This window comes from Rhodobacter capsulatus, from assembly GCF_052363175.1.
GTDB lineage: Bacteria > Pseudomonadota > Alphaproteobacteria > Rhodobacterales > Rhodobacteraceae > Rhodobacter > Rhodobacter capsulatus_D.
On the sequence record NZ_CP198946.1, the window covers coordinates 530033 to 550113 of the forward strand.

The window sequence follows — 20081 nt, forward strand, 5'->3', positions numbered from 1 at the left end:
ATCCTCTACACATATCTCTCCCGGGCCGAGAAATCGGCTGCGGCCCGGGTTCCCCCCGGCCGCGGTCCATCTCTGGTGGGGAATTGCCGGTCTATATAGGGCCGAATGGCTGCGGAGGAAAGAGAAAATGAGACTTTTCGCCATTTGTGCCGCAGTTCTGATTGGCTCGAACGCCTTTGCCGAGGGCGAGCGGGCGGGCGATTTCGACTATTATGTGTTGGCGCTGAGCTGGTCGCCCGGATGGTGTGCGACCGAGGGCAGGGACCGGGACGCCCGCCAATGCGACCCGGGCAGCGGTGCCGCTTTCGTGCTGCACGGGCTTTGGCCGCAGTTCGAGGAGGGCTATCCGAGCTATTGCCGCAGTTCGGTGCGGGATCCGTCGCGGGCGCAATCGGCGGCGATGGCGGATGTGATGGGCTCGGACGGGGCGGCCTGGTATCAGTGGAAGAAGCATGGCCGCTGTTCCGGTCTGGCGGCGGAGGACTATTTCGCAACGGCGCGGAAAGCCTATGCGAACATCGCGGTTCCAAAGCCGTTTCAAGCGCTTGCGCGGGATTTGCGGCTGCCCGCCTCTGTGGTCGAAGAGGCTTTCCTTGAGGCCAATCCGGGGCTGTCGCGCGAAAGTGTGACGGTGACCTGTGAGGGCGACCGGATCGACGAGGTCCGGATCTGTCTGAAAAAGGACCTCGCGCCGCGGCGCTGCGGGGCGGATGTGCGGCGCGAGTGCCGCCTGCGCGATGCCTTGATGGAGCGCGTGCGATAAGCGCCTGAAAGGGCGTATTTGAACCAGGAAAAGCCGCAGGGTTTTTTCTTGGTGCAAATACGCCCTTTCCGTGGGCGTTCTCAGAAGAGGCGCAGCACGATCTTGCCGATATGGGCGCTTGATTCCATGCGGGCATGGGCGCTTGCGGCCTCTTCGAGCGGGAAGACGCTGTCCTGCACCACCTTGAGCTTGCCCGCCTCGATCATCGGCCAGACTTGTGCGCGCAGTTGCCGAGCGATTTCTGCCTTGGCGGTGTCGGATTGTGGACGCAGGGTCGAGCCGGTGATCGTCAGGCGGCGCAGCATCACCTGGGCGAAGTTGATCTCGGCCTTCGGGCTTTCGAGGAAGGCGATGAAGACCATCCGCCCCTCGTCCGCCAAAGCTTTGAGATTGCGGGCGATATAGCTGCCCCCCACCATGTCGAGGATCAGGTTCGCGCCGCCCTCGGCGCGCAGAACTTCGGCGAAATCGGCCTCGCGATAGTTGATCGCGGTGGCGCCCAAGGCTTCGCAGGCACTGCATTTCTCGGCGCTGCCAGCGGTCGCCCAGACCCGGGCGCCGAGCGCGCGGGCGATCTGGATCGCCGTCGTGCCGATGCCGGAGGAGCCGCCGTGGATCAGAAACCGCTCGCCCGCCGAGAGGCCGCCGCGCATCACCACGTTCGACCAGACGGTGAAGCAGGTCTCGGGCAGGCAGGCGGCGTCGCGCAGGCTGATGCCGATCGGGATCGGCAGGGTATGGGCGGCGGGGCAGGTGGCATATTCGGCATAGCCGCCGCCGGGCAGGAGCGCGCAAACCGGATCGCCGACCGACCAGCCGGACACGCCGGGGCCGAGCGCCGCGATTCGGCCCGAGGCTTCGAGGCCGGGCAGGTCCGAGGCGCCGGGTGGCGCCTTGTAGGCCCCGGCGCGCTGCAGCGCATCGGGGCGGTTCACCCCGGCGTAAGCGATCTCGATCAGGATCTCGCCGGGGCCGGGGACCGGAACGGCGCGGCTGGCAAGTTTCAGCACCTCGGGGCCGCCGGGGGCGGTGATTTCGATGCAGCGCATCGACTGCGGCAGGGCCTTCAAAGTGTTTCCCTCCGCGGCGAGAGACTGCCCGGGGCAGCCATTGGCACCGGGGCGCGAATCGTGTCGAGGAAACCGCGCAGGCCCGGCAGGCGCAGCAGCCCGCCCTTGATCTTTTCGAACTGCAGCACGTCCTCGATCCGGTGGTTCAGGAAGGCCCAGGTGTCGGCATGCTCGGGGCTTTCGTCGCCGATCCAGAACAGCACCGTCGTCGAGAACACGCCCGACAGCGTCAGGCGCTTCGAATACCAGTTGTAATCGCGGCTCTCGTCGCCAAGGCCGAGCCAGATCGTATCCGCGGTTTCCCAGACGAGCCGTCCGCCCAGCGCCATGTTCTGCGGCAGGGCAAAGGCGGAACTGGCGCGGCGGACAAGCTCGGCATCGACCATGCCGATCCGCATCTTCACCGCCGTCGCGACCTTGTCGCGAAAGCGAAGGTCCTGAAAATCTTGTTCTTTCAGCGCTACAGCCAGCGCCCGGTCGGCGGCGCGGTGATATTCTGCCGCCAGATCGATGGCGCCGCGCGGGCAGACAAGCCGCGCCAGCGTAGGATCGACGCCAAGATCGGTCACTGCCGCGGCAAAGGCCGGATCGGACCAGCCATCGAAAGGCACATGCGGCGTGATCGCCTCGAGCAGGTCGGCCCGCAGGCGCGATGCCTCCAAATGGTCGTTTTTCATTGCTTTTCCCTTGCGCGGCAGCGGTGGACAAATGTCCGGACCTTTGCTATATGGCCGCTTCCTGCAAACTGATGCAACTCAAACTTAGGAAGGTGGTGACACCACATGCAGGTCAGCGTTCGCGACAACAACGTCGAACAAGCGCTTCGTGCCCTGAAGAAAAAACTTCAGCGCGAGGGGGTTTTCCGTGAAATGAAGCTCAAGCAGCATTTCGAAAAGCCGTCCGTGAAGAAAGCGCGCGAGAAAGCTGAAGCCGTTCGCCGTGCCCGTAAACTGGCGCGGAAGAAAGCTCAGCGCGAAGGCGCACTTTAAGAGGCGTTTGATAACGCTGGCGGGCTTGCCCGCACCGCGAACCCCCGTGGCTCAGCCAACGGGGGTTTCTGGTTTTAGGGGGCGGTTGGCTCAGGCAACCCGACGTTGCGACTCGGCCATGGCTTCGGTGCGGAAAAGCACCATGGCTTCGCGCAGTTGTGCCGACATGCCCGACAATACACGGCTGGCAGCGGTCGTTTCCTCGAACATCGCGACGTTCTGTTGCGTCACTGCATCGAGTTGCTCGACCGAGCCGTTGATCTCGGTCAGCGCCCGCGATTGCTCTTCGGCCGAGCGGGCAATTTCAGCAACCCGGGCCGAGATGTTTTCGACCGCCGAAACGATGCTGTCGAGCGTGGTCACCATCTGGTTCACCAGATCCACCCCGGTCTTCACCTGTCGCTCCGACGATTGGATCAGCGTCGAAATCTCGCGCGCGGAGGCCGAGGACCGTTGCGCCAGATCGCGCACCTCGGAGGCGACGACGGCAAAACCGCGGCCCGCTTCGCCCGCTCGGGCGGCTTCGACCCCGGCGTTCAGGGCCAGAAGGTTGGTCTGGAAGGCGATATCGTCGATGACCGAGGTGATCGAGGCGATCTGATGCGAGCTCTGCTCGATTTCGCCCATGGCGCGGATCGAAGCACTGACGACATGCGTGCTGTCGCGCGCCATCTTTTCCGCGGCCTGAGCCGCCTGTGCGGCCGCAGTGGCCATCTGTGCGGCAGAGCCCACCGAGCTCGACAATTCGTTCATCGCCGAGGCGGTGGTCGCCAGCGCATGCGCCTGTCGCTCCGTCCGCGCCGAGAGATTTTCCGAGGCCGAGGTGATATCGGCAATCTGCGCGGTGATCTCTTCCGAGCAGGACAGCGCCACCCCGATGGCCTGCGCAAGCTGGGTCACTGCGGCGTTGAAATCTTCACTCAGAGAACCGTAGTTGCCGCCTTCGATCCGGGCCAGCCGAACGGTCAGATCTCCGCCCGAAAGGGCCCGCAACACGTCGCGCAGGCGGGTGACGACCTCTTCCTGACGTGCCGTGTGGGCGTTGCGCTCATCCGCCAGACGGGCGGACGCCTCCAGCGCGCGGGCATTGGCTTCGGCCGCGGCACGGGCCGTTTCCTCGGCTTCGGCACGCAGGGCATGGGCTTCCTGCGCCACCTTGTCCGAGTCGCGTCGACGCGCTTCGGCCTGCTGGGCGGCTTCCTCGGCGCGGCGTTGGGCTTCCTCGGCGCGTTGGGACATCTGGTGCACGCTGTCGAGCTGGGTGGAGAGCGACGCCTCCATCTGCTGGCGATAGACCACGCTTGCAATCAGAACCCCAGTTTCCGCCACTACTAGGGCGCCGTGGAACAGGGTGCGCAGGATGTTGGGCCAAAGTTCGCTGCTGGGGTAGACGAGATTCGGCACCAGGACGCTGAGCGACAGATGATGCAAGGCGATCGTGGCTGCCGAAATCAGCAGCACGCGGATGTCGACCATCGCCCCGAGTGCGGCGAGAACCGCGAAATAGACCATGTGGCTGTCGATCTGCCAAGGATGCCCGGACAGGGCGGCGGTGAAAGCAATTGCTTGCCCCACGAGCCCCTGAGCCACCAGGGTGCGGCCGCTCGTGCAGTCCCCGCGCAGATAGCCAAGTCCGGCGATGCCCGCAAAGATCCAGGCAATCAGACTGGCTGCCAGCGTCGCCGTGCCGACAAGGACTGCAACGCCGGTGACAAGGACGGCACAGGTCAGGGTCGCCAGCAGAAAAAGCCGCAACCGGATCGAGATCATGTCCTGTTCCGTCGAGGGCATCTTCATCTCAGTACACTCCACAAAATGCGGTCACGGTCGCGGCGTCGAGGACGGCCCAAGCCCCGGCATCGGCAAGGCGCTTTGCCGCGCCCGGCTCCGATGCGGCCACGAGATGTCCGAGAGGGGCCTCTGTCGGGCCGATGATATGCGCGCCCGCCTTCGCGGCGATCAGATCGGCGCTGCGCCAAGGTGGGACAACCATGACCCAAGGGCCTGCACCCGATGCTTTCGCATCGAAAAGTGCGCCCGCCGGGGCAAGCGTTATGGACAGGGCCAGAACCATGAATTCGAGTCGCATCAAAGCCTCCGGCCGGAAGCCTAGGCGCAAGCTCTTAACAACCGATGTTCAGGCATCCTGAGCCCTGACACTTATGCGCAAATTCCGCTCAGATCGGCAGCGCGGTGGTCTTGAAAACGGTGCGCAGCGCGAAGGAGCTTTGCATCCCCTGCACGCCGGGCAGCCGCGCCAGTTTCGAGCGGTGGATGCGGGCGAAATCCTCGGTGTCCTCGGCCACGACCTTCAGCAGATAGTCGGCAGAGCCCGCCATCAGATGACATTCGAGCACATCGGGGATTTTTTTGACCTCGCGTTCGAAGGCTTCAAGCACCTCGTCCGCCTGACCCGAGAGCGTGATCTCGACGAAGACGGTGGTCGGTCGACCCAGTCGCCGGGCGTCGAGCAGCGCGACGTAATCGCGAATGTACCCCTCTTCCTCAAGCCGTTGCACGCGGCGGTGGCAAGCCGAGGCCGAGAGGTTGACCCGCTCGGACAGTTCCGCATTCGAGATGCGGCCCTGTTTTTGCAACACGGTCAGGATGCGACGATCTGTGGCGTCAAGGGTCATGGCTGCGCAAGTTTCTTCGAAGGTTTTGCGGATTGGCGAAATATATGCGCGCAGTAAGGGGTGTTTTGCAAGCATATTTGAATGCATTTTTCATGCCAGCAAGCGCAGAGTGAGGACAGAAATGGCAGGGAGGAAAGCCATGAAGATCGGATGCGTGAAAGAAATCAAGGCGCAGGAATTTCGGGTCGGCATGACCCCGGCGGCGGCGCAGGAGGCGGTGGCGCAGGGCCATGCGGTGCTGATCGAAACCGGCGCGGGGCTGGGGGCGGGGTTTGCCGATGCCGATTATGTCGCTGCCGGGGCGGCGATCGCGACGGATGCGGCAACGGTCTGGGCCGAGGCCGAGATGGTGGTCAAGGTGAAAGAACCTCAGCCGGTCGAACGGGCACAGCTGCGCCCCGGGCAGGTGCTGTTCACCTATCTGCATCTGGCGCCCGATCCGGAGCAGACGGCGGATTTGATCAAATCCGGCGCCACTTGCATCGCCTATGAGACCGTGACCGACCGCAACGGCGGGTTGCCGCTTCTGGCGCCGATGTCCGAAGTGGCGGGGCGGCTGGCACCGCAAGTCGGGTCTTGGGCGCTGCAAAAAGGCCAATGGCGGGCGCGGTGTGCTGATGGGCGGCGTGCCGGGGGGTGCGTCCGGCCAATGTGGTGATCATCGGTGGCGGGGTCGTCGGCACGGCGGCGGCGCGGGTGGCGACCGGGATGGGGGCGCATGTGACGGTGCTTGATCGCTCGATCCCGCGGCTGAGCTATCTGGACGATGTTTTCATGGGGCGGCTGACGACGCAATATTCCGACCGCGCCGCGACGGCCGAGCTGATCAAGGACGCCGACATGGTGATTGGCGCGGTGCTGGTGCCGGGGGCGGCGGCGCCGAAACTGGTCAGCCGCGCGATGTTGAAGACGATGAAGCCGGGCGCGGTGCTGGTCGATGTGGCGATCGATCAAGGCGGTTGTTTCGAGACCTCGAAAGCCACGACCCATCAGGATCCGATCTACGAAGTGGATGGAATCATTCACTATTGCGTGGCGAACATGCCGGGCGCCGTGGCTCGGACCTCCACCCAGGCGCTGGGCAATGCGACGCTGCCCTTCCTGCTGGCACTTGCGAACAAGGGCTGGCGGCAGGCCTGTGGCGACGATCCGCATCTGCTGGCTGGGCTCAATGTCCATGCGGGCCGGATCACCTGCGCCCCGGTCGGCGCGGCGCTGGGCCTGACGGCGATCGATCCGGCGACGGCGCTGAAGCTGTAAGATAATCCCTGTTCCGGCGTGCATGTCGGAACAGGGGCTGTTCGCCGGTGCGGCTTGCGCGTGGGCAGATTTCGGGCAGGCTGGTCCCACAGGAGGCCCCTCATGACCGATCTTTCGCTTTTCCCGATCACCCGGCGCTGGCCCGCGACCCGTCCCGATGCGATCCAACTCTACTCGCTGCCGACGCCGAATGGCATCAAAGTCTCGATCCTGCTTGAGGAGACGGGTCTGCCCTATGAGCCGCATCTGGTCAGTTTCGACACGCAGGACCAGATGACGCCCGAGTTCCTCTCGCTCAATCCGAACAACAAGATCCCGGCGATTCTCGATCCGAACGGGCCGGGGGGCAAGCCGCTCGCGCTGTTCGAAAGCGGTGCGATCCTGATCTATCTGGCCGAGAAATCAGGACAATTCCTGCCCCAGGCGCAGCGCTACGAGGTGCTGCAATGGCTGATGTTCCAGATGGGCGGGGTCGGGCCGATGTTCGGTCAACTGGGTTATTTCCACAACTATGCGGGCAAGGACATCGAAGACCCTCGCCCGAAAGAGCGTTACCGCGCCGAGGTGGCGCGGCTGTTGCGGGTGCTCGACGAGGTGATGGCGGGCAAGGAGTGGATCGCGGGCGACTATTCCATTGCCGACATTGCGATCTGTCCCTGGTTGCGCGCGTTGCAGGTGCATTACAAGGTGACCGATCTGGTCGGCTGGGACGCGCTGCGCCATGTGCCTGCCTGGCTCGATCGATTCCTTGACCGCCCCGCCGTGCAGTGCGGTCTGTCGGTGCCGCTGCGCGATCAGGCCTGAGAGGGGCCGCCCGACATGCCGCGACCGGCGCGCTCGGCCAGCCGTGCGGCAAGCCAGGCCATCCAGCCCTCCGGCTGGGTGAAATGGAAGGGCGAGCCCTCGGGCGTCGGGATCGGTGCACCTGTCTGACGGGCTTCTGCTTCGAGCCGGGCGGCGGCAATGATCTGTGCCGGGCTGCGCGCCAGCGCGGCGCGGGCCAGTTCGACTGCCTCGTCTCGGGTCAGGGCCGGGTCGAACAGATCGGCGCCCATCCCCTCGGTCTCGATGAAGCTGCGCAGACGCGATTGCGCCGCCTCGATCCGGACGACGGCATGGTCGCGCTGATCGGCGCGGAAGGCGCGTTCCAGCGGCAGCGTTTCCTCGAATGACGACAATTCTTCGCTCAGACCGTCGATCGCGGCGGCCAGTTCCAGCGCAACCTTCGTATCCTCCTGCACCGCGATTTCGGCGCGGCAGGCGGCGATCATGTCGCGCAAGACAGAAATCCGGTGCAGGGCGATCACATCGGCGGTTTCGGCAAAGGCGATATCGCGTGCGGCGCGGCCAAGATCGTCCATCGCCGATTCGAGCGGAAAAAGCGCCCGGGCAGGGCGGGCAGAACTGTACAGGTTTCCGGCAAGTGTCCAGGCCGCGTCGTGAAGCATGATGCATCCCCTTCTGGTGATGCAGGCACCCTGTCACAACCGGGTGAACAAGCGGTGAACGCTCAGCGCGATGTTCGCTGTGCGTTCATGCTTTGGGCCGATCAGTTCACGTCGCGGATGATCTTGCAGAGCGGCTCGAAGAGTTCCGCATTGCCCGCGATCACCGAGCTGCTTTCGAAAATGCCGCGATCGGCGCGCACCGGGCCGACAAAGCCGCCCGCTTCCTTCACGATGATCAGACCGGCGGCGATATCCCAGGCGTTGATGCCGCGCTCCCAATAGCCGTCGTAGCGGCCCGAGGCGACATAGGCGAGATCAAGCGCGGCAGAGCCGAAGCGGCGCACGCCCGCGCAGACCGGCATCAGCCGGGCCAGATCCTGCAGCGTCGCGGGCAGGGTCGAGCGGCCACCGAAGGGCACGCCGGTCGCAAACAGCGCCTCGATCATGTGACGACGGCCCGACACGCGCAGGCGGCTTTCGTTCATGAAGGCGCCAAGGCCTTTTTCCGCATAGTAAAGTTCGTCTTTCGCCGCGTCGAAGATGACGCCCGCGACGACTTCGCCCTTGTGTTCGAGCGCGATCGACACCGCCCAATGCGGCAGGCCGTGCAGGAAGTTCGTGGTGCCATCGAGCGGATCGACGATCCAGCGGCGGGTCGGGTCTTCGCCCGCCTCTTCGCCGGTTTCCTCACCGAGCCAGCCATAGGTCGGACGGGCGCCGCGCAGCTCTTCCTTGATGATCCGCTCGGCTTCGCGATCGGCTTTCGACACGAAGTCGCCCGGCCCCTTGGCCGAGACCTGAAGGTTCTCGACCTCGCGGAAGTCCTTCACCAGAGCCCGCCCCGCCTTGCGCGCGGCCTTGATCATCAGGTTGAGGTTGGCACTGCCTTGCATCGGGTGGGCTCCTTCGGTTCAAGCGCCTGCCTTACACGGCAGAAGTGAAGATTCCAAGAGGTCAGCCGCGGATCAATTCGGCGCGTTTCGGCAGGAACACTGTCAGCACGCCCATGACGGGCAGGACCGAGCAGATCAGATAGACGGTGCGGATGCCGAAATGGTCGGCCATCAGCCCCAGACCCGCCGCCGCGATGCCGCCCATGCCGAAACTGAGGCCAAAGAAGATCCCGGCGACCATGCCCACGCGGCCCGGCAGCAGCTCCTGCGCCAGCACGACGATGGCCGAGAAGGCCGAGGCGAGGATCAACCCGATGCAGACCGTCAGCACGCCCGAGGCGACAAGTCCGACATGTGGCAGCGCCAGGGTGAAGGGCAGCACGCCCAGGATCGAGATCCAGATCACCACCATCGGGCCGAAGCGATCCGCGACCGGGCCGCCCAGCACGGTTCCGGCCGCCACCGAGCCCAGAAACAGGAACAGCATCAGCTGCGCGGTGCGGGTGTCGACCCCGAAGCTCTCGATCAGGTAGAAGGTGTAATAAGAGTGCAGCGACGCCATGTAGGCGTTCTTCGAAAAGGTCAGGATCACCAGCACCGAGATGGCGGCGATGGTGCGACCCTTAGACAGCGGCAGGGTCTTGTCCACCATCCTTTTCGCACGGGTGGCCAGATGGCTTGCATACCAGCGGCTGACCTGTACCAGAACGATGCCCGCCAGCACGGCGAGCCCCGCAAAGATCGCGACCGAGGGGCGACCAAAGGGCAGCACGACGAAGGCTGCCAGCAGCGGGCCGATGGCGGTGCCGAAATTGCCGCCGACCTGAAAGACCGATTGCGCAAGGCCAAACCGCCCACCCGAGGCGACGCGGGCGACGCGGCTACTCTCCGGGTGGAAGATCGCCGAGCCAAGCCCGACCAGCATCGCCGCTGCGATCAGCGCCGGATAGGTCGGCGCAAAGGCCAGCCCCATCACGCCAAGGAAGGTGCAGCAGGATGCCAGCGGCAGCGACCAAGGCTGCGGCTTCGCATCGGTGTAAATTCCGATCGCTGGTTGCAACAGCGAGGCCGTGCCCTGAAACGCCAGTGTCAGAAGCCCGATCTGCCAATATTGCAGCGCAAAATCGTGCTTCAGGATCGGATAGATCGACGACAGCATCGACTGCATCACATCGTTCATCATGTGGCAGGCGGATACGGCCAGAAGGATCGGGAACACGGTCGCTTGCGCGGCGCGCGGCTGGGGAATGGCGGTCATGGATGGTCCTCGGGCTGAGATCGCGATCTAAGCCCGGCCCCGATCCCGCGTCACGCGCAACTTTGTGACGGTTACATCACCCTTGCGTGACGGCCCTTATGCCCGTTGAAGCTTCACCGGCTCGGTCCGCGCCAACCGCAGGAAATGCGCCATATAGGGCTCGGTCACGTCTTCCTCGCGCGTGGCAGCGTAAAGCCGCTTCGTCAGCCCGTGCTCCGTCACCCGCTTCGTCACGTAGTCGGGCTGATATTTCACCTCGCGCAGCACCCAGTCGGGCAGCACGGCGACCCCGCGCCCCGAGGCCACCAGCATCAGGATGACGGTCGTCAGCTCCACCTGCCGATGCGCTTTCGGCTCCACCTTGGCCGGGGCGAGCAGCAGCGAGAACACATCCGACCGCGCCCGGTCGATCGGGTAGGTCAGCAGCGTCTGATCGGCGAAATCCTCGGCCACGACAAAGGGTTTCGCCGCGAGGGGCGAGGAGGCCGCGGCGATGAAGGTGGGCGAATAATCGAAGAGCGGGTTGAAAGTGATGCCCTCGATTCGCTCTGGGTCCGAAGAGATGACAAGGTCGACTTCTTCGCGCGCAAGGGCGGCGAGCGCGGTGAAGGCCAGACCCGGGCGGATGTCGATGTCGATCTCGGGCCAGACGCGGCGAAAGGCTTCCAGCACCGGGAACAGCCATTCGAAACAGGCGTGGCATTCGATGGCGATATGCAGCCGCCCGGCGCGGCCCTGCCGGATCGCGGCGAATTCCGCCTCGGTCGCGTCGATCTCGGGCAGGATGCGCTCGGCCAGCCTGAGCAGCTTCAGCCCCGCGGCGGACAGGCGCAAGGGCTTGGAACGGCGGGCAAAAAGCTCGACGCCCGCCTGATCTTCCAACCCCTTCACCTGATGCGAGAGCGCACTTTGGGTGATGTGCAGCAGGTCGGCCGCCTTCGCCAGACCGCCCGCATCGTGAATCGCCTTGATCGTGCGCAGATGCCGGAACTCGATATGCATTATGAGGCTGCCTCATCACCTTCTTGAAGATTATGAATTTGTCTCACATCGCGGAATCGGCGACAAGGGGGCAACGAAACAAGGATGCCCCCGATGACCACGCCGAACATCAGCTTTGAATTCTTCCCGCCGCAGACGCTCGACGCCTCGTTCCGGCTGTGGGAGACGGCGCAGGTTCTGGCGCCGCTGAAACCCGGTTTCGTCTCGGTTACCTATGGCGCGGGCGGCACCACCCGCAAGCTGACCCATGAGGCCGTGGCGGCGATCCACAAGAATTACGGGCTGCACGTCGCCGCGCATCTGACCTGCGTCGATGCGACGAAAGCCGAAACGAAAGAGATCATCGACGCCTATGCCGAGGCCGGCGTGACCGAGATCGTCGCGCTGCGCGGCGATCCGCCGAAAGGCGCCGCCCGCTTCACCCCCCACCCCGAGGGCTTCGCGTCGTCGGTCGATCTGATCGAATGGCTGGCCGAGGATGGCCGCTTCACCCTGCGTTGCGGCGCTTACCCGGAACCGCACCCGGAAGCCGCCGACAGCTTCGCCGACGTGCGCTGGCTGAAACGGAAATGCGAAGCGGGCGCCACCTCGGCGATCACGCAATTCTTCTTCGAGGCCGAGACTTTCTTCCGCTTCCGCGATGCCTGCGTGAAGGAAGGGATCACCGCGAAGATCATCCCGGGCATCCTGCCGATCCAGTCGTGGAAAGGCGCCAAGGGCTTTGCGCAGCGCTGCGGCACCTCGATCCCGACCTGGGTCGAAGAAGCCTTCGATCATGCGATCCGCGACGACCGCGAGGCGCTTCTGGCCACCGCGCTCTGCACCGAGCTTTGCGACAACCTGATCGCGGGCGGCGTGGAAGATCTGCACTTCTATACGCTGAACCGGCCGCAGATGACCCGCGACGTCTGCCATGCGCTGGGCGTCAACCCGGATGTGGTGCTGGAAAACGTCGCCTGACAAGCCTGCCGCGCAAAAGTGGGCACCGGTTTTGCGCTTCCCGGGCAGGCGTTTGCGCCGTGACGTGACGGAACAGGCGCAGGGGGCTTCGGCCCCCTTTTCCGTTTCTTTCCCCTGCGTCACGCTGGCGCAAAGGGAGAGAGAAATGACCACACCGAAATATGCCGCTGGCCCCGAGGATTTTCTGACGCTTGCCGACGTGCAGGCGATGACGGGGCTTGCGTTCATGCAGGCGATGCTGGCGGGCAAGGTGCCCACCACCACGATCGCACGCGGCTGCAATTACCGCGTCACCCGGGTCGAGCCCGGTCTGGTCGAGGTGACGGGCACGCCGGGGCATGAGCACACCAATGCGTTCGGGGGCGTGCATGGGGGCTGGTATGGGGTTTTGCTCGATACTGCGCTGACCTGCGCCGTGATCACCGGGCTGAAGCGCGGCCAGTATCAGACGACGACGGAATACAAGGTCAACATGCTGCGCGCGATTCCGCTTGGCACCGAAGTCCGTGCGATTGGCCGGACCGAGCATCTGGGCCGCTCGACCGGGGTTGCGCGTGGCGAGATCGTCGGTGTGGCCGATGGCAAGACCTATGCCCTTGGCACGGCGACCTGTCTGATCATGGGCGGCTCTGCCTGAGCGGGGGCGAGCGCCAGTTCCGGTTTCGGCCCGCGCTTCTTCAGCCCGGTGCCGACGCGGATCCACCACTCCAGCTTGCGCTTGCGCACCGAGTCGTGCAGCCGCTCCGACCCGTCCGTGCCCACCCGGCGCGGTTGGCGCATGATGTAAAGCTTGCCCCAACCACCCCAGCTGCCGACCGAGGGCGCGGCGGGATCACAGGGAAATTCCGCCCGCCAGCCCTGTGGCAGGGTCAGGCCAAGGGTTTCCGCCTGCTCCAGCATCCAGACGAGCGGAATGTTCGACAGCGGCCGCGCGGCGTCATACTCGGCCAGCTGCCCGCCCACATCGGCATGGCAGCCGCGAAACCAGACCTGCTCGATCCGTTCGGCGCCGGTGCCGTCGCTGTCCCAAAGAAGCGGCGACAGGACCGGCCGGGTTTCGTGCAGGGCCAAAGCCTGAAAGCCGTGCCGGACCGAGCGGCCCAGCCGATGATCGTGAAAGCGGATGCGTTCTGCGCTCATCGTCCACAAAAGCGGCAGTCGCACGCCAAGCGCCGCCACGGTGTCGAAGACGCCGACCATCTCGATCGGCGCCGCGGCATGGCAGAGCGCATCGCGAAAGGCCGTCGGCGAGACCTCGGCCCGGTAGTGGCGCCAGGCCTGTTCGACATTCCGCTCGGTCGCGGCATCCTTGCGCAACAGCCCGACGCGGTCGATCAGCCCGGCGAGCGAACGCACCGCAAAGGCGCCGCGCGAATAGCCGATCAGAAAGATCCGGTCCCCCGGACGGTAGCGCATGGCAAGCCAGCCATAGGCGCGCAGGATCTGCGCCTCCACCCCCCAGCCCAGCCAGATATCCTTGATGTCGCGCCATTCGCGATATTGCAGGCCTTTGCCGTAATAGACCGAGGCCCGCGGCGAGGAGCGGCGCAAGAACCGGTAGATCATCCCGATCGAGGTCAGATGCGCCTGCGAGAGCGAGCCAAGCGTGCCGTCAAGCAGCACCACATGGTCGACCGAGCCGCGCGCGGGGCGTTTGACCGGACTTGCGTCGACGCCTGCCACGCTGGCCTTGCGTTGCCGCCAGTTCCCAACCACGCGATGAAACAGTCCGACCATGACGCGACCCCACCGTCTTGCGACATTGAAATGTTAGCGGCCTCACCCTGAACTTAGGGCAAGGCCGTTAATCCTCAATTACGCGCGCGCCAAAGTGTCGCGGATGTCGTCAACTGTTGCTTTCGGGTCAACCCTTCAGCGACAGCGCCGTGACGATCTCCATCTGGCCAAAGCCATTGAAGCGGGTGTTGGTGGCCGAGCAATAGGCGCCCATGCCGTGGAACACCACATAATCGCCCTCGGACAGTTCCGCGGGCAGGGCCACGTCGCCCGGCAGCCGATCGACCGAATCGCAGGTCGGGCCGAAGACGATGCGCTCGACCATGTCGCCGCCGCGCTGGAAGCCCTCGGGAGACCAGACCTCGATCCGCTCGATGTTGCCGATCAGCGGCAGCTCTGCCAGACCGCCATAGACACCATCGTTCAGGAACACATGCGTATCATCGCGCAGCGCCTTGACCTTGGTGATATGGGTGAAGGCATCGCCCACCAGCCCGCGGCCCGGTTCGCAGACCAGAATCGGACGGTCCGATCCGAAAGCCTCGGTCGTGGCGCGGTCGATGAGATCGAAGATCTCTTCCAGCACCGGGGCTGGGCCCATCTGGCGATGGTTCGGGAAACCGCCGCCAACGTTCAGCCGATGCGCCTGCACGCCTGCCGTCGCGCAGATTTCCGAGGCGACCAGGATATAGGCCTCCCAGGCCGCCGGATCGGTGCATTGCGTGCCCGGGTGGAAGGTGAGCGAGGGGATGAACCCCGCCTCCGCCGCGCGGCGCAGCAGCTCGGCCGCCAGATCCGCGGTGGCGCCGAACTTGGCGCCGAAGTTGTAGGCGGCACCCTGCACCGGCAGCTTGAAGCGCACCGAGATTTCGCAGTTCTCGGTCGGCACCATCTCGATCAGCTTTTCCAGCTCGCTGCGCGAATCGACCGACCAGGTCTTCACACCCGCCCGCACCGCATGGGCGATTTCCTCGCGGCCGCGGACCGGGTTGTGGTAATGCAGCGCCGCCCCGGGGGCGAGACGCTGGATCAGGTCGATCTCATAGGGCGAGGCGACGTCGAACCCCTTGACGCCCGCGGCGACGAGGTTCTGGATCACCATTTCATCCGGGTTCGACTTCACCGCATAGGTGACGACGCCCGGAAAGCCCTTCAGGAACCGCCGCGCGGTTGCCTGCAACGCGGTGGGCGAGAACACCAGCACCGGATGATCGGGTTGTTTCGTACGGATGATTTCGGACGGTTGAGTCCAAATAGTTTTGGAAAGTCCCATCGGCTTCTCCTCGCCAATAGAACGCAGCCACCTCTTGCCCCGGCTATGTTACGGGTGGGGAGACGCTTACGACGCGTTTCGACCTAACCCAGGCCAGGTGCGTATGAGCCGCCCTTTTCCTGCTCTCTCAGAATGCGCGATATGATGCACATTTTCACCGATCAAAAGAGTAGAAATGCGGCGATCTATCGTTATAATGACGAAATCATCGGTCAATCTGCAAGTGTTGCACAATGGACGAACTGGATACGGCAATCGTGGGGCTGCTGTCGGGCGACGCCCGGATTTCGGTGGCCACGCTGTCGCGACGACTAAAGGTGGCGCGCTCGACGATTCAGGCCCGGCTGGAGCGGCTGGAGACCTCGGGCGTGATCGCGGGCTATACGGTGAAGCTGGGCGAAGCGGCCCGGGCGGGGCGGCTGCGGGCGACCGTCTTGCTGATGGTCGAGCCCCGTGCGCAGGCGGGCATCCTGACCCGGCTGAAGTCGATCCCCGAGGTCGAGCGGATCTCGACCACCTCGGGGCGGATCGATCTTTTGCTGCAGGTCGCGGCCAATTCGACGGCGCAACTGGATGTGGTGCTCGACCAGATCGGCGAGATGCAGGGCGTGCGCAGCTCGGAAAGCCTCATTCATCTGAGCACGAAACTGGATCGCGCCGTGTGACACCGTGCGGCGGCGCTCAGGCTGTTGTTCGGGCCCCCAAAGGGCTATGCTAAGTCTGGAACAAGCTCCCGGCCGCGAGGTTTCGGGGACCGGAGGAGATGCCGATGTCCTTTCACGGGCTTCCATGCTGGTTCGAGCTGATGGCGCGCGATCTTGATGCGGCGCAGGCGTTCTATACCGATGTGTTGGGCTGGGCTTGGGGGGCGGATGCGCGGGCCGGGTTCGACTATCGGCTCGCCCGGTCCGGAGAGGCTCTCGTCGCCGGTCTGATGCCGGTCGCGATCTGCCCCGAAGGCACGCCGATCAGCTGGATGCCCTATTTCAGGGTCGATGATTGCGATGCGACGACGGAGCTTGCCGAGATGATCGGCGGTTTCGTCTGGAAGTCCCCCGCCGACATCCCCGGCACCGGGCGCTTTGCCGTTCTGGCCGATCCGGCGGGGGCGGTCTTCGGTATCCTGGCGCCGCTGCCGATGGACCGGCCGCCGGCAAGCGGGGCCTGGAACCCCGCTCGTGCCGGACATGGCGCGGCGCTCGATCTTTGTCATCCGCTGCCCGAGACGGCGCTGCGCTTCTACAACCGGCTGTTTGGCTGGAGCGCCGCGCCCGGTCCGCAAGAGACCCTGACGCTTCTGGCGCGCGACGGGCGGGGCATCGGTCGCATCACCGGGCTTGGGGCGGCGCCGCTGCCGAACTGGCATTGCGGCTTTGCCGTGCCGGATCTGGCGGCATCGGCGGCGCGGGCCGAGGCCTTGGGGGCGACGGTGATCCGCCTGCCCGCGCACGACCCCCGGGCCGCGACTGCGGTGATCGTGCGCGATCCCCAAGGTGCCTGGTTCGATCTGAGCGCCCCGAAACCCTGATTGCACTGCGTCAAAGGCTTTTCCTTGCAAGGGCTGCGCGCTAAAGAGCGTCAAGCCCTGAAAGGACAGAACCGATGACGATGGAAAAGACCTTCGACGCGCGCGAAGCCGAGCCGCGGCTTTATGCGAAATGGGAACAGGCAGGCGCCTTCAAGGCCGGGGCCAATGCCTCGCGCCCGGAAACCTTCTGCATCATGATCCCGCCGCCGAACGTCACCGGGGCGCTGCACGTCGGCCATGCCTTCAACAACACGGTGCAGGACATCCTGATCCGCTGGCACCGGATGCGCGGCTTCGACACGCTCTGGCAGCCGGGGCAGGACCACGCGGGCATCGCCACCCAGCTGATGGTGGAAAAGGAACTGGCGAAGACCCAGCAGCCCTCGCGCGCGGAACTTGGCCGTGACGAATTCCTGAAGAAGGTCTGGGAGTGGAAGGCGAAATACGGCTCGACGATCATCGGCCAGCTGAAGCGCCTCGGCTCGTCCTGCGACTGGTCGCGCAATGCCTTCACCATGTCGGGCGCCCCGAATGCCCCCGCCGGCGAGGAAGGCAACTTCCATGACGCGGTGATCAAGGTCTTTGTCGACATGTACAACAAGGGGCTGATCTACCGCGGCAAGCGGCTGGTGAACTGGGACCCCCATTTCGAGACCGCGATTTCCGATCTGGAAGTCGAGAACATCGAAGTCGCTGGCCACATGTGGCACTTCAAATATCCGCTCGCGGGCGGCGAAACCTACACCTATGTGGAAAAGGACGCCGAGGGGAATGTGATCCTCGAAGAGGTCCGCGATTACATCTCGATCGCGACGACCCGCCCCGAGACGATGCTGGGCGATGGTGCGGTGGCGGTGCATCCGTCTGACGAACGCTATGCGCCGATCGTCGGCAAGCTTTGCGAAATTCCGGTCGGGCCGAAGGAACACCGCCGTCTGATCCCGATCATCACCGACGAATATCCCGATCCGACCTTCGGCTCGGGCGCGGTGAAGATCACCGGCGCGCATGACTTCAACGACTATCAGGTGGCCAAGCGCGGCAACCTGCCGATGTATCGGCTGCTCGATACCAAGGCGAAGATGCGCGCCGATGGCGCCGATTACGAAACCTGCGCCCGCCGGGCGATGGAGATTTCGAAAGGCGCCGCCTTCACCGAGGCCGAAGTCGACACGCTGAACCTGATCCCCGAGAACCTGCGCGGCCTTGACCGGATGGACGCCCGCAAGATCGTGGTCGAGGAGATCAACGCCGAAGGTCTGGCGGTGATGATCGCGAACCCGAAGGCGGGCGAGGAAGGCCAGCCTGATCTGATCCCTTACGTCGAGTCGAAGCCGATCATGCAGCCCTTCGGCGACCGCTCGAAGGTGGTGATCGAGCCGATGTTGACCGACCAGTGGTATGTGGATGCCGAAAAGGTCGTCGGCCCGGCGCTGGAGGCCGTGCGCACCGGCAAGACCAAGATCATGCCCGAGGCGGGCGAGAAGACCTATTACCACTGGCTCGAGAACATCGAGCCCTGGTGCATCTCGCGTCAGCTCTGGTGGGGGCACCAGATTCCGGTGTGGTATGCGATGGTGCCAAGCGTCAAGGGAGACATCGGAACCTGGAGAACAACCGTCGGTGACGGTATTTCTCTCGGGGTTGCGGCCAAATTCAAACGCGAACATGGCTTCAACGAAGAGGCGCTTGGCGGCAAGCTCACTCAAGGCGGCTTGCTTGTTCAAGAGTTCTGTGCGGCTTCGGTCGAGGAAGTTAAACGGAAAATCTCAGACATTTGGGAAGAACGCACTGGATCACGCCCGGCGAAGCTGGTCGAAGTTGAAACTGAGCCACATGGATGGCCTCTGGAGGATTCTTCTGAAGAGGGCTACCTCAGTATCCCCTTCTGGCGCGACCCCGACGTGCTCGACACCTGGTTCTCCTCCGGCCTCTGGCCGATCGGCACGCTGGGCTGGCCGGAAGACACGGAAGAAATGCGCAAGTATTTCCCCACCGATGTGCTGGTGACGGGCTTCGACATCCTGTTCTTCTGGGTCGCCCGGATGATGATGATGCAGCTGGCCGTGACCGGCGAGATTCCGTTCCACACCGTCTACCTGCACCAGCTCGTCCGCGACGAGAAGGGCAAGAAGATGTCGAAAACGGCGGGCAACGTGATCGACCCGCTCGAAATCATCGACGAATTCGGCGCCGATGCTTTGCGCTTCACCAATGCCTCGATGGCGGCGATTGGCGGGGTGCTGAAACTCTCGAAAGACCGCATCGCGGGCTATCGCAACTTCGGCACCAAGCTCTGGAACGCCACCCGCTTTGCGGAAATGAACGGCGTCTTCGAGGCCGAGGTCGCGGGCATTCCTGCGCCGACGCAAACGGTGAACCGCTGGATCATCGGCGAAACCGCCAAGGTCCGCGAAGTGGTCGACGAGGCCTTCGCCGCCTATCGCTTCAACGATGCCGCGAATGCGCTTTACGGCTTTGTCTGGGGCAAGGTCTGCGACTGGTATGTGGAGTTCTCGAAGCCGCTCTTCGACGGTGAACACGCGGCGGAGACGCGGGCGACGATGCGCTGGGTGCTCGATCAGTGCTACACGCTGCTTCACCCGATCATGCCCTTCATCACCGAAGAGCTTTGGGGCCTGACCGGCACCCGCGCGAAGATGCTGGTGCATGGCGACTGGCCGACCTACGGCGCCGAACTGATCGACGCCGAGGCCGACCGCGAGATGAACTGGGTGATCGCGCTGATCGAAGAAATCCGGTCTTCCCGCGCGCAGATGGGCGTGCCCGTCGCAATGAAGCTGCCGATGGTTCTGGCCGAAGCCGATGGTCAGGCGCGCGAGGCGCTGGCGCGGAACGAGGCGCTGATCCTGCGCATGGCCCGGCTCGAAGCGATCACCGAGGGCGTGGTGGCCAAGGGCTCGATCTCGATCCCGGCGGCGGGGGCCTTGTTCGGTCTGCCGCTTGAAGGCGTGATCGATGTGGCGGCGGAAAAGGCCCGGCTCGAGAAATCGCTCGCCAAGGTCGAGAAGGAAGCGGCGGGGCTGAAGGCGCGGTTTGCGAACCCGAAATTCGTCGCGAACGCGGCCGAAGAGGTGATCGAGGAAGCCCGCGAAAACCTCGCCGCGCGCGAGGAAGAAGCGGCGAAGATCGGCGCGGCGCTGAAGCGTCTGGCCGAACTCGGATAAGAAGAAGGGGGGGGCTCTGCCCCCCGGCTTCGCCTCCCCCCGGGATATTTGGGGCAAGATAAAGGGGCCGGAAGCT

19 protein-coding genes and 1 pseudogene are annotated in these 20081 nt (G+C 64.6%); 9 read left to right on the forward strand and 11 right to left on the reverse strand.

Going from position 1 to position 20081, the window contains the following annotated elements; translation table 11 throughout:
• Positions 1 to 127: 127 nt before the first annotated feature.
• Positions 128 to 763, forward strand: coding sequence for a ribonuclease T2 family protein (locus ACTTAI_RS03390; protein WP_444454309.1), 636 nt, complete (start codon positions 128 to 130; stop codon positions 761 to 763).
• Positions 764 to 843: 80 nt separating this feature from the next.
• On the opposite strand, the gene ACTTAI_RS03395 is transcribed toward ACTTAI_RS03390, so the two are convergent.
• On the reverse strand, positions 844 to 1812 hold the full coding sequence (locus ACTTAI_RS03395) for an NAD(P)H-quinone oxidoreductase (protein ID WP_444455690.1): 969 nt from the start codon (positions 1810 to 1812) through the stop codon (positions 844 to 846).
• A gap of 17 nt (positions 1813 to 1829) precedes the next feature.
• Positions 1830 to 2510, reverse strand: coding sequence for a COQ9 family protein (locus ACTTAI_RS03400; RefSeq protein ID WP_444454311.1), 681 nt, complete (start codon positions 2508 to 2510; stop codon positions 1830 to 1832).
• 105 nt (positions 2511 to 2615) lie between these two features.
• On the opposite strand from ACTTAI_RS03400, the gene rpsU reads away from it, so the two are divergent.
• Positions 2616 to 2822, forward strand: a complete 207-nt coding sequence (rpsU, locus tag ACTTAI_RS03405) for a 30S ribosomal protein S21 (protein ID WP_011748553.1) — start codon at positions 2616 to 2618, stop codon at positions 2820 to 2822.
• Between the two features lie 90 nt (positions 2823 to 2912).
• On the opposite strand, the gene ACTTAI_RS03410 is transcribed toward rpsU, so the two are convergent.
• The 3 genes from ACTTAI_RS03410 to ACTTAI_RS03420 all read right to left on the reverse strand — a co-directional run bounded on the left by ACTTAI_RS03410 (position 2913) and on the right by ACTTAI_RS03420 (position 5458).
• Positions 2913 to 4619, reverse strand: coding sequence for a methyl-accepting chemotaxis protein (locus ACTTAI_RS03410; protein WP_444454313.1), 1707 nt, complete (start codon positions 4617 to 4619; stop codon positions 2913 to 2915).
• Between the two features lies 1 nt (position 4620).
• On the reverse strand, positions 4621 to 4911 hold the full coding sequence (locus tag ACTTAI_RS03415) for a hypothetical protein (protein ID WP_444454315.1): 291 nt from the start codon (positions 4909 to 4911) through the stop codon (positions 4621 to 4623).
• A gap of 88 nt (positions 4912 to 4999) precedes the next feature.
• Positions 5000 to 5458: an Lrp/AsnC family transcriptional regulator gene (locus ACTTAI_RS03420; protein WP_013066227.1), complete on the reverse strand. Its 459-nt coding sequence runs from the start codon at positions 5456 to 5458 to the stop codon at positions 5000 to 5002.
• Between the two features lie 139 nt (positions 5459 to 5597).
• Between ACTTAI_RS03420 and ald the strand changes: the two are divergent.
• Positions 5598 to 6718: pseudogene (gene ald, locus ACTTAI_RS03425) on the forward strand (alanine dehydrogenase).
• Between the two features lie 102 nt (positions 6719 to 6820).
• On the forward strand, positions 6821 to 7522 hold the full coding sequence (locus ACTTAI_RS03430; RefSeq protein WP_444454317.1) for a glutathione S-transferase N-terminal domain-containing protein: 702 nt from the start codon (positions 6821 to 6823) through the stop codon (positions 7520 to 7522).
• Here ACTTAI_RS03430 and ACTTAI_RS03435 read toward each other — a convergent pair.
• The 4 genes from ACTTAI_RS03435 to ACTTAI_RS03450 all read right to left on the reverse strand — a co-directional run bounded on the left by ACTTAI_RS03435 (position 7513) and on the right by ACTTAI_RS03450 (position 11319).
• Positions 7513 to 8166 (reverse strand): hypothetical protein, encoded by a 654-nt coding sequence (locus ACTTAI_RS03435; protein ID WP_146227872.1) that lies wholly within the window; start codon positions 8164 to 8166, stop codon positions 7513 to 7515. The two genes, ACTTAI_RS03430 and ACTTAI_RS03435, sit on opposite strands and share 10 nt — an antisense overlap.
• Positions 8167 to 8267: 101 nt before the next feature.
• On the reverse strand, positions 8268 to 9059 hold the full coding sequence (locus tag ACTTAI_RS03440) for an inositol monophosphatase family protein (RefSeq protein WP_444454320.1): 792 nt from the start codon (positions 9057 to 9059) through the stop codon (positions 8268 to 8270).
• 61 nt (positions 9060 to 9120) lie between these two features.
• A complete protein-coding gene (locus tag ACTTAI_RS03445) occupies positions 9121 to 10317 on the reverse strand; it encodes an MFS transporter (protein WP_444454321.1) in 1197 nt (398 codons plus the stop codon).
• A 96-nt stretch (positions 10318 to 10413) separates the two neighbouring features.
• Entirely contained in the window at positions 10414 to 11319 is a 906-nt protein-coding gene (locus tag ACTTAI_RS03450; RefSeq protein WP_444454323.1) for a LysR family transcriptional regulator, read from the reverse strand.
• 93 nt (positions 11320 to 11412) lie between these two features.
• Here ACTTAI_RS03450 and metF point away from each other — a divergent pair, with 93 nt between their 5' ends.
• Entirely contained in the window at positions 11413 to 12279 is an 867-nt protein-coding gene (gene metF, locus ACTTAI_RS03455) for a methylenetetrahydrofolate reductase [NAD(P)H] (protein WP_444454325.1), read from the forward strand.
• Between the two features lie 145 nt (positions 12280 to 12424).
• On the forward strand, positions 12425 to 12916 hold the full coding sequence (locus ACTTAI_RS03460; protein ID WP_444454327.1) for a PaaI family thioesterase: 492 nt from the start codon (positions 12425 to 12427) through the stop codon (positions 12914 to 12916).
• Here the strand turns inward: ACTTAI_RS03460 and ACTTAI_RS03465 are convergent.
• Together ACTTAI_RS03465 and ACTTAI_RS03470 are read right to left on the reverse strand one after the other, a co-directional pair.
• Positions 12868 to 14016: a DUF2235 domain-containing protein gene (locus tag ACTTAI_RS03465; protein WP_444454329.1), complete on the reverse strand. Its 1149-nt coding sequence runs from the start codon at positions 14014 to 14016 to the stop codon at positions 12868 to 12870. The two genes, ACTTAI_RS03460 and ACTTAI_RS03465, sit on opposite strands and share 49 nt — an antisense overlap.
• Before the next feature lie 127 nt (positions 14017 to 14143).
• On the reverse strand, positions 14144 to 15289 hold the full coding sequence (locus ACTTAI_RS03470; protein WP_444454331.1) for a type III PLP-dependent enzyme: 1146 nt from the start codon (positions 15287 to 15289) through the stop codon (positions 14144 to 14146).
• Between the two features lie 233 nt (positions 15290 to 15522).
• Here ACTTAI_RS03470 and ACTTAI_RS03475 point away from each other — a divergent pair, with 233 nt between their 5' ends.
• From ACTTAI_RS03475 to ACTTAI_RS03485, 3 genes are all read left to right on the forward strand, one after another.
• Positions 15523 to 15954 carry an Lrp/AsnC family transcriptional regulator gene (locus tag ACTTAI_RS03475; protein ID WP_013066238.1) on the forward strand — a complete coding sequence of 144 codons (432 nt, stop codon included), beginning with the start codon at positions 15523 to 15525 and terminating at the stop codon, positions 15952 to 15954.
• A gap of 104 nt (positions 15955 to 16058) precedes the next feature.
• Positions 16059 to 16817 carry a VOC family protein gene (locus tag ACTTAI_RS03480; RefSeq protein WP_444454333.1) on the forward strand — a complete coding sequence of 253 codons (759 nt, stop codon included), beginning with the start codon at positions 16059 to 16061 and terminating at the stop codon, positions 16815 to 16817.
• 74 nt (positions 16818 to 16891) lie between these two features.
• The gene (locus ACTTAI_RS03485; RefSeq protein ID WP_444454334.1) at positions 16892 to 20005 is read left to right on the forward strand and encodes a valine--tRNA ligase; all 3114 of its coding nucleotides are present in this window, start codon (positions 16892 to 16894) and stop codon (positions 20003 to 20005) included.
• Positions 20006 to 20081 lie beyond the last annotated feature (76 nt).